This is a genomic window from Caulobacter sp. Root343, assembly GCF_001425745.1.
GTDB lineage: Bacteria > Pseudomonadota > Alphaproteobacteria > Caulobacterales > Caulobacteraceae > Caulobacter.
Genome location: NZ_LMDF01000006.1, coordinates 14,970 through 28,689, shown reverse-complemented (window position 1 = coordinate 28,689; position 13,720 = coordinate 14,970). Strand labels below are relative to the sequence as shown.

The window sequence follows — 13,720 nt, the reverse complement described above, 5'->3', positions numbered from 1 at the left end:
CTTTTCGCCTATGAAATTAGAGGGGCGGACAGTGGGCGCATCCAGCAAGACGGCGACGGATAGCGAGGAACAGCGCTACCGCGCGCCGGCGCTCGAGAAGGGCCTGGACATCCTGGAGCTGATCTCGAAGGCCAACGAGCCGATGTCGATCGGCATGATCACCCAGGCGCTGGACCGCTCGACCGGCGAGCTGTTCCGGATGATCCAGGTGCTGGAGTACCGCGGCTTCATCGAGCAGGTCGGCAACGGCTACCTGCCGACCGCGCGGCTGTTCGCCCTGGGCATGCAGCAGGCGCCGGTCAAGTCGATCCTGGAAGTGGCCCTGCCGGTCATGCGCGAGCTGGCCGAGGACGCCGAACAGAGCTGCCACCTGGCCCTGCGCGCCGACGGCGACATCGTCGTGGCCGCGCGGATGGAGTCGGCCAGCCTGATCGGCTTCTCGGTCCGCATCGGCTATCGCCAGCCCTTGATCCTGACCGGCTCGGGCACGGTGCTTTACGCCTTCCAGACCCCGGCCACGCGGCTGCGCTGGGAGGAGGCGTTCGAACCCCGCCCCTCGGCCGACAAGCTGGCCGCCTTCCGCGCCCGCGCCGATCGCGCCCAGGCCAACGGCTATGACGAGCACTCCAGCGACATCGTCCCGGGCATCGTCGACCTGGCCGCCCCGGTGCTGCGCGGCGAGATCGCCGCCGCCGCCCTGACCATGCCGTTCGTCCGCAAGGTCCCGCTGAAGGTCGAGCAAGGCCACGCCCTGCAGCTGGTCCGCGAAGCCGCCCGCCGCATCTCGGCGGAACTGGCCTCGTCGGACGTGCGGGTCTAGAGGCCGCTGGGCGTCCTGGCTCGCAGCCAAAGCTCGGCCGCGACCAGGTTCGGGACCCAGGCCAGGAACGAGATGGCGCGGTACCAGGGCAGGAACGGCAGGTCCAAGGCCATGACCAGCGGCAGGTAGAGCCGCAGCGTGACGGCGGCCAGGGTCAGCGCCCACGAGCGGATCATCCAGCGACGGTGCTCGACGAAACGGCCTTGCACGGCCGCGCGCCAGCCCAAGAGGTTCACGGCGATCCAGATCACGGCCAGGCCGCCGAAGCCCGCCGAGGCGATCGGGCCCGCGGAAGAGCCGGGCGCGAGGATCAGGCCCGCCGTCCCGCCGACCAGGCACCCCACGACATAGGTCCGACCGATCCAGCGGTGCGGCGGGCCAGCCCCCCGACGGAGGGCGGGCAGAAACTGCAGCGAGCCCAGCACCAACGCGGTCACCGCGCCTGCCACGTGGATGAAGAGCCACGGCACGCCGAACGGATTTGACAGCGCGTCCGCGCTCGTCCGCGGCGGATGCAGCAGATAACGCGCCGAATAGCCGGCGATGGCCAGGCAGAGGAAGGCCGCGAGCATCCAGGCGATGCGAACGGGCCAGGACGTGGCCTTGGTCGGGAGCGTGGGGATGGAGGCGGTCAAGCGAAGTCCTCGTCGTCGTTTCACCGAACGCCGTTGCCGATCGGGCGGCGGCTCGCTAGGCCTTGCTTCGCGAGCGGCGCCAGGGTTGCGCGAACGGGGACGACATGGACGGCGAGGCGAGCGGACCAGGCGGGGCGGCGATCGCGCGGCGGTGGGCGATCGACCTCGCGATCCTGGTCGCCATCGGTCTGCTCATGGGCTTCTTGAGTCCGTTCGCCTCGGAGCGCGCGCCTGTCGTGGGGCGCTATGTCTACTGGATGATCTGCATGGTCGGCGGTGGGCTGATCGGCGTCCTGACGGACGGCCTGCTGCGCCGACGCATCGCCGCGATCTGGCGGCGGGCGGCCGTGGTCTCGGTGCTGATGACGCCGCCGGTGTCGCTGCTGGTGTTGACCACCGAGCACCTCCTGATGGGCGGCCCGTTCGACTGGACGGGCTACCAGCGGCTGCTCTGGCAAGTGTGGCCCATCTCCCTGGCGGTGATGGTGGTCCGGGCTCTGGCCTGGCGGCGCTCGCCCGTGCGGGTCGAGACGCTGACGGTCATCGCCCCGCCGCTGCCCGAGGTCGAGGCCAACTTCCGGCGAAGGCTTTCGGCAAAACGGCGCGGGGCGCGGCTGATCGCGGTCGAGGCGCACGACCACTACCTGAAAGTCCACACCGACGCCGGCGAGGAGTTGATCACCCTGCGCTTCGCCGATGCGCTGGACGAGCTGGCGCGCGCCCACGGCTGGCGCGTTCACCGCTCATGGTGGGTGGCGGCCGACGCGGTGGAGGCCGTGCGCTGGCGGCGAGGCGCGGGCGAGATGCGCCTCGCCGGCGGCCTTGTCGCGCCGGTGAGCCGGACCCATGCGCCGACGCTGAAGGCGGCCGGTTGGTTCTAGGCGCGCCTTCTCGCCGCCTTAAGCCCCCACCACCACCTGTCGCTGCTCGCCCAGCCCCTGGATGCCCAGCGCCACGCGATCGCCGACGTTCAGCCAGACCTGCGGCTTCTGGCCGAGGCCCACGCCCGGCGGGGTGCCGGTGGTGACCACGTCGCCGGGCTGCAGGCTCATGAAGCGGCTGAGGTAGGACAGCACGAAGGCCGGGCGGAAGATCATGGTCTTGGTCGAACCGTCCTGGAACCGTTTGCCGTTGACCTCCAGCCACATCGACAGGTCGTGCGCGTCCGGGATCTCGTCCGGCGTCACCAGCCAGGGGCCGAGCGGGCCGAAGCTGTCGCAGCCCTTGCCCTTGTCCCATTGCGACGACTGCATCTGGAAGGCGCGCTCGGAGACGTCGTTGCAGACGCAATAGCCGGCGATCGCCCGGGCGGCCTCTTCCTCCGAGGCGTACGAGACGTGCGCGCCGACCACGAAGGCCAGCTCGACCTCCCAGTCCAGCTGGGTCGAGCCGCGCGGCTTGATGATCGGGTCGTTGGGGCCCGACAGCGCGCTGGTGGCCTTCATGAACACGACCGGCTCTTCGGGGATCGGCAAGCCCGACTCGGCGGCGTGGTCGGCGTAGTTCAGGCCGATGCAGACGAACTTGCCTGGCTTGGCCACGCAGGGCCCCAGGCGCGCGTCGGCCGGCGCGGCGGGCAGGCTCGCCGGGTCCAAAGCCCGCAGGGCGGCGAGGCCGTCAAGGGTCAGGGTGGAGGGATCCAGGTCGCCGATCACCGCGCCCAGGTCGCGGATCACGCCGGCGGCGTCCAGCAGCCCCGGCCGTTCCTGGCCGGGGGGTCCAAAGCGCAGCAGCTTCATCGAAGGTCTCCGAAGGTCGTGAGGATCACATCACCCAGCCGCCGTCGACAACGTGCGTCTGGCCGGTGGTGAAGGCGGACTCGTCCGACGCCAGATAGACCGCCAGGGCGGCCAGCTCGGACGGGCGGCCGAAACGGCCCATGGCCTGGCGGGCCGTGAAGTCGCGATAGGCGCCCTCGAAGTCGCCGGTGTCGCGCAGGCGCTGCAGCAAGGACGGAGTCTCGACCGTGCCGGGGCAGATGGCGTTGCAGCGAACGCCCTGGGCGACGAAGTCGGCGGCCACCGCCTTGGTCAGGCCGATGACCGCGGCCTTGGTGGCGCAGTAGGCGAAGCGATTGGGCACACCTTTGATCGACGAGGCGATCGACGACATGTTGATGATCGAGCCGCCGCCCTTGGCGATCATGCCCGGCAGGATGGCGCGGATCATCCGGTATTGGGCCGTGACGTTCAGGCTGTTGGAGAACGCCCAGGCGTCCTCGTCGCAGTCCAGGATCGTGCCGGCGTGGACGAAGCCGGCGCAGTTGTAGAGCACGTCGACCTGCGGGAACTCGGCGGCGATAGCGCGGACCGCCTCGAGGTTGGTGACGTCCAGCGCCCGCGGCGTCGCGCCGTCGATCGTCGCCACGGCGTCGATGTTGAGGTCGGTGGCGATGACCGCCGCCCCTTCGCGCAGGAAGGCCTCGGCCGTGGCGCGGCCGATGCCCTGTCCCGCCGCCGTGATCAGCGCGGTCTTGCCGGCCAGCCGTCCGGCCGCTGCTTGTCGTGTGTCGTTCATCGGTAGGGTCCTAGAGGTCTTCGCCGGGCAGCGGCGCTTGCGGATCGACGAGGTTTTCCGCCCGCAGTTCGCGCCAGAACGCGGCGGGGATGGCGGCGCCGTACAGCGCGAGGGTCTGGCGCACCCGCGCGACCGAGCCGAGGCCCGGAATGACGCTGACCACGGCCGGATGGGCCAGGCAGAATTGCAGGGCGGCGGCGGCCAGCGGGATCCCGTGGCGGTCGCTCAGCGCCTCCAGGCGGCGGACCCGCTCGACGATCTGGGCCGGCGCCTCGCCGTAGTCGTAATAGTGCGGCCCCGCGCCCTTGACCCCCGTCGCCAGGATCCCGGAATTGTAGGCCCCGCCGATCACCACCGACAGCTGGCGCGCCAGGGCGGTCGGCAGGAAGCTTTCCAGCGCCGTCTGCTCCAGCAGGGTGTAGCGCCCGGCCAGCAGGACCACGTCGAGATCGACATGCTCCATGGCCCGCAGGCACACCTGCCACTCGTTGACGCCCAGGCCGAAGCTGTCGATCGCGCCGCTGTCGCGCAGCCGCTCCAGCGCCCGGAAGCCGCCGCCGGCCGTCAGCTGGGCGAAGGTCCGCGCGTCGTCGTCGCCATGGGTCATCGGGCCGATGTCGTGGACGTACAGGATGTCGATCCGGGCCAGGCCCAGCCGCTGCAGGCTGTCCTCGTACGAGCGCAGGATGCCGTCGTGGCTGTAGTCGTAGACCTGCTCGAACGGCAGGGGCGAGCGGAAGCCGTAGCGCTCGGCGTCACCCTTCAGGCGCGGGTCTGGGGTGAGCAGGCGGCCAACCTTGGTCGACAGCACCACGTCGTCGCGGCCGCGCGCCACGTCGCCGACCCGGCGCTCGCTGAGCCCGTGGCCGTAGCGGGGCGCGGTGTCGACATAGGTCAGGCCCGCGTCCAGCGCCGCCGCCAGGGTGGCGCGCGCGTCGTCGTCGCTGACCGGATGATAGAGATTGCCGACCGACGCCGCGCCCAGGCCCAGCACGCTGAGCGAAAGGCCGGTGCGACGGATCGCCCGCTTGGGCAAAGGGCGCTGGGCGAGGGAGGACTGGGCTTCCGAGATCATGCCGGGTTTGTCCCCTCCGCTTAGGCTACGCATAGTGTTTTCGCCAAATGTGAAATACACATTCATATAAGAAATACAAGCCGACGAATCCCTGGAGACCCCGATGATCGCCACCTCGACCGAGGACTTCAGGCGCGCCGCCCGCAAGCGGCTGCCGCGCTTCCTGTTCGACTATATCGATGGCGGCGCGGGGGACGAACGGACTTTGCGCGGCAATGTCGGCGACCTGGCCGGGCTGGCCCTGCGCCAACGGGTGCTGAAGGACGTCAGCGGCGTCGATCTGACCACCGCGCTGTTCGGCCAGACCCTGGCCGCGCCGATCATCCTGGGACCCGTGGGGCTGAGCGGAATGTACGCGCGACGCGGCGAGGTCCAGGCGGCGCGGGCGGCGGCCGAGCGCGGCCTGCCCTTCTGCCTGTCGACCGTCTCGGTCTGCGCCCTGGACGAAGTGGCGGCCGCCAGCCCGGCCCCGATCTGGTTCCAGCTTTATGTCATCCGCGACCGGGGCTTCATGCGCGACCTGATCGCTCGGGCCAAGGCGGAGGGCGCCGGCGCCCTGGTGTTCACCGTCGACATGCCTGTGCCCGGCGCCCGGCGGCGCGACGCCCATAGCGGCCTGTCGGGCCCCCTGGCCGCCTTCCGGCGCTACGCCCAGATCTGCGGCAAGCCGGACTGGGCCTGGGACGTCGGGGTGCGCGGCCGCCCTCACCTGCTGGGCAATGTCGCCCCGGTGCTGGGCGAGGCCAGCGGCCTCGAGGACTTCATGGGCTGGCTGGGCGCCAATTTCGATCCGTCGATCCAGTGGCGCGACCTGGAATGGATCCGCGAGGCCTGGGACGGTCCGCTGATCATCAAGGGCGTGCTGGACCCCGACGACGCCCGCGACGCCGTGCGCCTGGGGGCCGACGGCCTGGTGGTGTCGAACCACGGCGGCCGCCAGTTGGACGGCGCCCTGTCCACCGCCCGCGCCCTGCCCAGCATCGCCCAGGCCGTCGGCGGCGACCTGACGGTCCTGGCCGATTCCGGGATCCGGTCGGGCATGGACGTGGTGCGGATGCTGGCCCTGGGCGCCAAGGGCGTGCTGTTGGGCCGGGCCTGGGTCTACGCCCTGGCCGCCGCCGGCGGTCCGGGGGTCGGGCGGCTGCTCGACATGATGACCGCCGAGATGCGCACCACCCTGGCCCTGGCTGGCGTCAGGGCGGCGCGAGAGGTGGATGGGCGGGTGCTGGACTCCCGCTAAAAAGAAGGCCGGGCGGCGCCCTCAAAGCGCCGTCCGGCCAGATACCCCGCCCTTGGGTAAGGCTTAGTTGGCGGGGGTGAGGTACAGGGTGCGCAGGGTGAACAGCTCCTGGCCGGCGGTCTGCGGGCGCAGGGTCACCTGGTAGCGGCCCGGCTTGTCGAAGTGCAGGATGCCGACCGGCTGGAACGCCAGGAAGGCCGGCTTGCGACGCTCGATCGTCCCGGTCTCGACGACGCCGAAGCTGCGCTTCTGGTCGCCCAGTTCGATCACGCCTTCGCGGCCGGCCTGTTCCTTGGTCGCCGAGTACTGCAGGTCGATGTGGTAGTCGCCGGCCCGCTCGACCTGCACCGTCCAGGCGATCGACTTGGACGGATCCAGCCCGACCGGGGTGTAGAACTTGCGGGTGTCGTCGACCGACAGCTGGGTCTTGATCGCGTCCAGCGTGACGCCGGGGCTCAGGATCGCGTCGGCGACGTCCAGCGGCTGGCGGCCATAGGCCGGCGAGAGCACGATGCCCTGGTCGCGGCGCGCGGCCACCGGCGTCTTCGTCTCAACCACGACGACCAGGTCGTCGGTGGGCGGTGCGCCGGCCGGCAGGTCGACCGACAGGCCGCCTTCAGTTCCAGGCGCCGCCTGCTTGAAGCGCAGGGCCGCGCCGCCGGCCAGCAGGCTGACCTTGGTGACCGGCTCGCTCAGGCCAGGCACGCGGACCACGCCGTCGGCCGGGCGATCCAGCACGTGCAGGTACAGCTTGGTCCCCTTCTGGGTCGCCACGCCCCACGGGGTCTGCGGCAGGGGCGAGCGGGTCGTGCCGTAAATGCTGTCGCCATTGACCTTCAGCCACGCGCCCACCGCCAGCAGGCGCTTCTGCGCGCCCTCGGGGAAACGGCCGCGGCCGTCGGGGCCCATGTTGAGCATGAAATTGCCGCCCCGGCTGGCCGAGGTGGAGAGCAGACGGATCAGGGTGTTGGTCGACTTGAAGTCGTTGTCGAACGCCGAATAGCCCCAGCTGCGGTTGTGGGTGAACACCGACTCCCAGTCGCCGCCCTGCACCAGGCTGGCCGGCGGGATCTCGGAGTCCGACGGCGAGGTGTAGTCGCCCAGGTCGTTGCCGATGCGGCTGTTCAGCAGGCACTCAGGCTGCAGTTTCTTGACCAGCTCGCGCAGGCGCTTGGAATATTCCGCGGGCATCGGGCCGGGGGTGTCGAACCAGATCTCGCGCACCGGGCCGTACTTGGTCAGTAGCTCGGTGACCTGCGGCACGACCTTGCGGTTGAAGTACTCGGCGAAGTCGGCCTTCTTGGGGTCGAACTCCCAGGTGTTGCCGCCGCCGTTCGGCTCGGTCCAGTCCTGGTACTGCGAGTAGTAGAAGCCCAGGCCGATGCCTTCGGCCTTGGCGGCCTCGGCCAGTTCCTTCAGCGGGTCGCGGCCGAACTTGGTGCCGTCGACGATATTGTGCGGCGAAGCGGCCGACTTGAACATCGCGAAGCCGTCGTGGTGCTTGGCGGTGATCACCATGTAGCGGAAGCCGGCCGCCTTCATGGTCTTCATCCAGGCGCGGGCGTCGAAGTCGACCGGATTGAAGTCTTCCGCCAGCTTCAGATATTCGGCGCTGGGCGTCTTGCTGTTGCTCATCAGCCATTCGGACGCGCCGTAATAGCGCTTGCCGCGAATGACGCCGCCGGCCTGGGCGTAGATCCCCCAGTGGATGAACATCGAATAGCGATCGTGGTTGAACTGCTTCAGCGCTTTGGCCGTCGCGGCGTCGTGGACGGCGGGCTTGTAGGTCGAGACCTTGAAGTGGGTCTGTTCCGGCGGGGCGCCGACCGAGTCCTGGGCCCAGGCGGGCGCGCTCGAGGCTAGCGCCAGCGCCATCACCCCCATCGTCAGCTTCCGCATGTCACTTCCTCCCGATCGTTTTATTCGTGATCTTTCATTTCTTATATGAAAGTGAAATCCACACGTCAAACGAAACTGAACAGACTTCACGAGGCCCTTGCCGATCCCTGCAGAGACGGTCCCGCCAGAACGACGCGCTCGCCGGCGCGCACGAAGATCCGACGGCTGACCTCGCCGCATTTGAGGGTCCGATAGTCCGAGGTGGCGCAGCGCAGCGTCACGCTTTCCAGCTTCCCGTCGCGCCAGGTCAGGTCCAGTTCGCCGGCGTTGCGAACCCTGACGCCGCGCAGCGACCCGGTGGGCCAGGCGCTGGGCAAGGCGGGCAGCAGGTCGACGATCTCGCCCTTGCTCTGGACCAGCATCTCCAGGATCGCCGCCGCGCCGCCGAAATTGCCGTCGATCTGGAACGGCGGGTGGGCGTCGAACAGATTGGGATAGGTCCGCTCACGGGCCAGCAGCAGCCGCAGCACATCGTGGGCGTGGTTCCCGTCCTTCAGCCGGGCCCACAAGTTGATCCGCCAGGCGATGGCCCAGCCGGTGGTCTTGTCGCCGCGTGTCTCCAGCGTGCGCCGCGCCGCCGCCGCCAGGTCCGGATGGACGGCGGGATCCATCTGCCAGCTGGGGAACAGGCCGTAGAGGTGCGAGACGTGGCGGTGCTTGGGATCGACCGCGACGGCGTCCCAGTCGTCCTTCCACTCCATGATCTGGCCTTGCGCGCCGATCCGGGTAGGGGCCAGGCGCTCGCGGGTCTTGGCGAGCTCCGCGCGCAGGTCGGGATCGAGGTCCAGGATCCGCGCCGCTTCGCGAGTGTGGTCGAACAGGTCGCGCAGGATCTGCATATCCATGGTCGGACCCGCGCACAGGGTCGAGCCGAAGCCGTGGCGGTTTTCCGGCGACACCGAGGGGCTGGTGACCAGCCAGCCGGTGGCCGCGTCGGCCTGCAACGTGTCGAGGAAGAACAGGCACGCGCCGCGCATCAGCGGATAGGCGCGGGCCAGGAACCGCTTGTCGCGGCCGTAATCGTAGCGATCCCACAGGTGCAGGCACAGCCAGGCGCCGCCGGTCGGCCACAACCCGGCCTTGGCGTGGTCGAACGGCGCGGTCCCGCGCCACAGGTCGGTGTTGTGGTGGGCCACCCAGCCCCTTGCGCCGTACATCTGGCGGGCGGTCACCGCGCCGCGCTCGGAGATATCCTTGATCAGGTCGAACAGCGGCTCGGCGCACTCGGCCAGACCGCCGGCCTCGGCGGGCCAGTAGTTCATCTGGGTGTTGATGTTGATCGTGTAGTTCGAGCCCCAAGGCGGCTTGACCTGGTCGTTCCACAGGCCCTGCAGGTTGGCGGTCTGGCCGCCGGGGCGCGAGCAGGCGATCAGCAGGTAGCGGGCGTATTGGAAATAGAGCTCCGCCAAGGCCGGATCGTCGGTCGTCTCGTTGCGGGCCAGGCGCAGGTCGGTGGGAACGGCCGGATCGGTCCTGCCGCCGAGGTCCAGGCTGACCCGGTCGAACAGCAAGCGGTGCGCGGCCGAGGCGTCGCGGGCGAGACGCTCAAAGGACTTCCGGGCTGCGCGGTCGATCTGACCGCGGGTGGTCGCGTCGGGGTCGCCGCTCACGTCGTCGAACCGCCGGTAGCTGGTGGCCAAGGCGACCAGGATCGTCGCCCGGTCGGCGCCGCGCACCGACAGCTGGCCGCCTTCGCCGCTGACCGCGCCGCCCTTGGCCATCACCTTGGCCCGACCGCAGAAGGTCAGGGCCCCAGGAATGCCGGCCTCGCCGTCGTTGTTGCGGCCCGAGACCTTCAGCGTGTCGCGGCCTTCGTGGACGACCTGGTTGACCGTCTGGGCCGGGGTCAGGGTCAGGTCGAAGTTCAGCGCTCCGGGCTTACTGGCGGTGATCTCCAGCGCGATCACCTGATCGACCGGCGAGGCCAGGACCCGCCTGTGATAGCGGACGCCGTCGATCTCGAACGTGGTCTCGGCGATGGCGTCGTCGAGGTCCAGCGAGCGGCGATAGCCGCTGACGGTCCCCTGCTTGCCCACGAAGCGGATGCCGAGGTCGCCGAACGGCTGATAGGCCATCTCGCGCGGCGGGGTGGCGACCAGGGCCTCGTTGGCGAGCTTTTCCGCGTCGGCGAAGCGGCCTTCGGCGATCAAGGCGCGGACCGGCCCGAGGCCTTGCTGGGCGCGCGGATTGACCGGGTCGTAGGGGCCGCCGCTCCACAGGGTGTGTTCGTTCAGCTGCAGCCGCTCGGCCGAGACGTCGCCGAACACCATGGCCCCCAGCCGGCCGTTGCCGATCGGCAGAGCCTCGACCCATTGGGCGGCGGGCTGTGCGTACCACAGCTCGTGCTTGCCACGGGTTCCGCCCTTGGCCTGAACTCGGGTCGAGACGGCCACCGCGCTCGCGGCGGCGCCGGCGGCGACCTGCCGACGGGTCAAGCGGGTCATGTCGAACTCCCCTGATCAGCGCCGGCCCGGACGGCCGACATCACGTTGGGGCGGAGCTGCTGGAATGCCGGCCGACGCCCGCGAACCAGTGATCACTCCGGAGTGGCTTTGACAAGCGGATATTTTATCAGTGAATTCTTATGTCGTATAAGAAATGACAAAACTCTCTTTCTGTCATCCCGGCCGTAGCGGAGCGGAGAGCCGGGACCGCGGGAAGCTCAGCGCTTCCGGCGGTCCCGGATAGCCTCTGCGAGGCTTCCGGGATGACACGGGTTGGAGGGCTTCGACCTCAGTACACGAACTTCACCCCCGCCCGGTAAAACCGCCCGATCGGGTCATACGACCCCGCCGTCGGCGCGAATTCCGGCGGCAGGTTGTTGAAGACGTTGTTGACGCTGAAATAGGCCGTCCAGTCGCCGCTACGGGTGGGCAGTTTGTACGAGACCCGGGTGTCGACCAGCGTTTCGGGCTTGATCTTCAGCTGCGGCAGGTCGGTCGGCGCCGTGCTCAGATCGTAGGACACCTCGCCGGTGTGGCGCGCCTGCAGGAACAGCGACCACGGCTCGGCGTCGTAGGTCGCCTGGGCGTTCCAGCGCCATTTCGGATTGGCCGCCTCCCCCGCCCGATTCACGACCGGCGCGCCGGGCACGATGCTGGTGAAGGTGTCGACATAGCTGCCGATCACCCGCGTGCTCAGTCGCCCTGGCAATCCGTCACGGATCGTGGCGAGGTCGAAGCCGTAGCTGGCCTCGATGTCGACGCCGCGGGTCTTGAAGGCCGACAGGTTGAGGTTGACCAAGTCCACCCCGATCAGCCCGCCGGCGGCGTCGCGATACAGGAACGCGCAGCGCGCCTGCACGCCGGCCGCGCAGTCGTCGATCAGTTGCTGGGGCGTCGGGGTGGCGATCGCGTCCTTGATGTCGATGTCATAGTAGTCGACCGACAGCCCCAGGCCCGGCGCGAACGAGGGCTGATAGACGACGCCGAACGTCGTAGTCTCGGCCACTTCCGGCACCAGGTTCGGATTGCCCAGCTGCAGCTGCTTGACGTTGGTCGCCGTCACGCCGCGCACCCGGTCGAAGATCGACACGATGTAGTTGGACTGGCCCTTCTGGTAGAGCTCGTAGAGGTTCGGGGCCCGGATATCCTTGGACCGCGTGGCCCGGAACCGCACCCCCTCGATCGGCGCGTAGGACAGGCCGATCTTCCAGGTCGTGACCCCGCCGCTGGTGCTGTAGTCGGTGTAGCGGGCCGCCGCGTTCAGCTCCAGCTCCTTGGCCCAGGGCAGATCCTTGGCCAGCGGAACCACGGTTTCGACGTAGCCTTCCTTGATGTTGTAGCTGCCCGACTGGGCCTTGGGGTTGCCGACCCGGAACGGGCCGGGGCTGTTGGTCACCGGGTTGAAGGTCTCGGACAGCGCGTCGACCTTCTGGTCGAAGCCCTGCTCGCGATACTCGGCGCCCAGGGCCAGCGACACCGGCCCAGCCCAGGTCGAGATCGGCTCGCCCGACAGGTTGAAGGCCACCAGGTGCTCGTACGACTTCTGGATCGCGGCGTTGGTGGCGGTGATGTAACGGAAGGCGCTTTCGCTGGGCGGATGATAGCCGAACACGTTGATCGGCACGCAACCGTTGCCGGGCATGGTCAGGCTGGAGCGGCAGACGATCGCGCCGGTCGTCGGACTGACCACCGCGTCGGCGGCCTCGACATAGCGGGCCTGCAGCAGGTCGTTGCCGATCTGCAGTTTCCGCTTGTTGTCGCCGCGCTCGAAATAGCCGTCCCACTTCCAGCCGCCGATCTCGCCGTTGACGCCGCCGACCAGCCGGTAGGTGGTGTTGTCGGTGGTGACCTTGCTCTGCGGGATGTCGTTGTCGTAGCGGCCCAGGCTGAAGGTCTGCAGGTTCAGCGTCGTCATCCGGTCACGCAGCGAGGTCGGCAGGAAGGCGTTGTCGCGGCGGATGGTCAGGGCCGTGTTGCCCAGCTGGTTGTGGTACGAGCCGACCTGATAGCCCAGGGCCACCTTGCCGTAGCTGGCCTCCAGATAGACGTTGGTCTTCGGCGTCAGGTCCCAGCTGCCGCGCAGGAAGGCGATGCGCTTGTCGATCGCCGAGGTCAGCGGCGCGAACTGCGGGATCACCCCGTCGCCGCCGACCATGGTCGAGCCGGTGCGCAGGGTTCCGTAGTTGAACGGGATCGGGGCGCCGTCGGCGGTGAAGGTCGTGCCGGCCAGGGCGGTGTTGGTGATCAGCCCGCCGAAATTGGCGTTGGAGACCCGCACCCCGCAGGCGAAATCGCGCAAGGTGGCCGAGCCGGCCGGCAGGGCGATCACCTGGCAGCTCTTCTGGGCCACCGGGCGGTCCAGCCGCTGGTCGACGCCGTTGCTCTTGAAATATTCCAGGCTGCCGATCACGTGGCCGCGCCCGTCGGCGAAGCGCTTGCCATAGGCGAAGTTGTACTTCTGCTCCTGGTCGTCGTCGTAGTTCGAGATCCCGCCCTGGACCTCGCCCTTGAAGCCCTCGAACTTCTTGTTGAGGATGAAGTTGACCACCCCGCCGACGGCGTCGGAGCCGTAGGCCGCCGAGGCGCCGCCCGTCACCACCTCCACCCGATCGACCAAGGCCTGAGGGAACAGGTTGGTGTCCACGAGGCCGCTGCCGTCGCCGGGCACGAAGCGCCGGCCGTCCAGCAGGGTCAGGGTGCGGCTGGGGCCAAGTCCGCGCAGGTCCAGATACGCCCCGCCCTGCCCTGACGAGGTCTGCGCCCCGCGCGGTCCGACCGAGTTGTTGAGGGCCGGGATCTGCTTCAGCGACTCGCCCAGGGTGGTCGGGCTGCTGTTGGTCAGCTGCTCGCCGCCCAGCACGGTGACCGGCGTCGGGGCCGTGAAGCCGGCCCGGGCGACCCGCGAGCCGGTGACCACCACCTCCTCGACGATGTCGCTGGCGGGAGCGGCGGCCTGGACAGCGGCGGGCTGGGCGGCCGGGGCGGTTTGGGCGGCGGCCGCGAGGCTCCACACCGTGCCGAGGGCGAGCGCGGACGATGCGCAGGCGCGTTTGATCAGTCGTGACATCGGGATGTCCCTCGAAGGGCGCC

At 69.3% G+C, this 13,720-nt stretch carries 10 protein-coding genes; 3 read left to right on the top strand and 7 right to left on the bottom strand.

The window, feature by feature from the left end; all coding sequences use genetic code 11:
* Positions 1 to 31 precede the first annotated feature (31 nt).
* On the top strand, positions 32 to 820 hold the full coding sequence (locus ASC70_RS07910) for an IclR family transcriptional regulator (RefSeq protein WP_235519303.1): 789 nt from the start codon (positions 32 to 34) through the stop codon (positions 818 to 820).
* Here ASC70_RS07910 and ASC70_RS07905 read toward each other — a convergent pair.
* On the bottom strand, positions 817 to 1,455 hold the full coding sequence (locus ASC70_RS07905) for a DUF2306 domain-containing protein (protein ID WP_235519302.1): 639 nt from the start codon (positions 1,453 to 1,455) through the stop codon (positions 817 to 819). The genes ASC70_RS07910 and ASC70_RS07905 overlap by 4 nt on opposite strands.
* Before the next feature lie 104 nt (positions 1,456 to 1,559).
* Between ASC70_RS07905 and ASC70_RS07900 the strand changes: the two genes are divergently transcribed.
* Positions 1,560 to 2,336 (top strand): LytTR family DNA-binding domain-containing protein, encoded by a 777-nt coding sequence (locus ASC70_RS07900; RefSeq protein ID WP_056048573.1) that lies wholly within the window; start codon positions 1,560 to 1,562, stop codon positions 2,334 to 2,336.
* Between the two features lie 18 nt (positions 2,337 to 2,354).
* Here ASC70_RS07900 and ASC70_RS07895 read toward each other — a convergent pair whose 3' ends face one another.
* The 3 genes from ASC70_RS07895 to ASC70_RS07885 are packed head-to-tail and all read right to left on the bottom strand — an operon-like array spanning position 2,355 to position 5,047.
* A complete protein-coding gene (locus ASC70_RS07895) occupies positions 2,355 to 3,194 on the bottom strand; it encodes a fumarylacetoacetate hydrolase family protein (protein ID WP_056048569.1) in 840 nt (279 codons plus the stop codon).
* Positions 3,195 to 3,219: 25 nt separating this feature from the next.
* Positions 3,220 to 3,972, bottom strand: coding sequence for an SDR family oxidoreductase (locus ASC70_RS07890; protein ID WP_056048566.1), 753 nt, complete (start codon positions 3,970 to 3,972; stop codon positions 3,220 to 3,222).
* A gap of 10 nt (positions 3,973 to 3,982) precedes the next feature.
* Entirely contained in the window at positions 3,983 to 5,047 is a 1,065-nt protein-coding gene (locus ASC70_RS07885) for an aldo/keto reductase (RefSeq protein WP_056048563.1), read from the bottom strand.
* 103 nt (positions 5,048 to 5,150) lie between these two features.
* Between ASC70_RS07885 and lldD the strand changes: the two genes are divergently transcribed.
* Positions 5,151 to 6,287 carry an FMN-dependent L-lactate dehydrogenase LldD gene (gene lldD / locus ASC70_RS07880; protein WP_056048560.1) on the top strand — a complete coding sequence of 379 codons (1,137 nt, stop codon included), beginning with the start codon at positions 5,151 to 5,153 and terminating at the stop codon, positions 6,285 to 6,287.
* 63 nt (positions 6,288 to 6,350) lie between these two features.
* Here the strand turns inward: lldD and ASC70_RS07875 are convergent, their stop codons facing one another.
* The 3 genes from ASC70_RS07875 to ASC70_RS07865 form a co-directional block, all read right to left on the bottom strand.
* Positions 6,351 to 8,186, bottom strand: a complete 1,836-nt coding sequence (locus ASC70_RS07875; protein ID WP_056048557.1) for an alpha-L-fucosidase — start codon at positions 8,184 to 8,186, stop codon at positions 6,351 to 6,353.
* An 86-nt stretch (positions 8,187 to 8,272) separates the two neighbouring features.
* Positions 8,273 to 10,630, bottom strand: coding sequence for a glycoside hydrolase N-terminal domain-containing protein (locus tag ASC70_RS07870; RefSeq protein ID WP_056048553.1), 2,358 nt, complete (start codon positions 10,628 to 10,630; stop codon positions 8,273 to 8,275).
* Positions 10,631 to 10,919: 289 nt separating this feature from the next.
* Positions 10,920 to 13,697 carry a TonB-dependent receptor gene (locus ASC70_RS07865; RefSeq protein WP_056048550.1) on the bottom strand — a complete coding sequence of 926 codons (2,778 nt, stop codon included), beginning with the start codon at positions 13,695 to 13,697 and terminating at the stop codon, positions 10,920 to 10,922.
* Positions 13,698 to 13,720 lie beyond the last annotated feature (23 nt).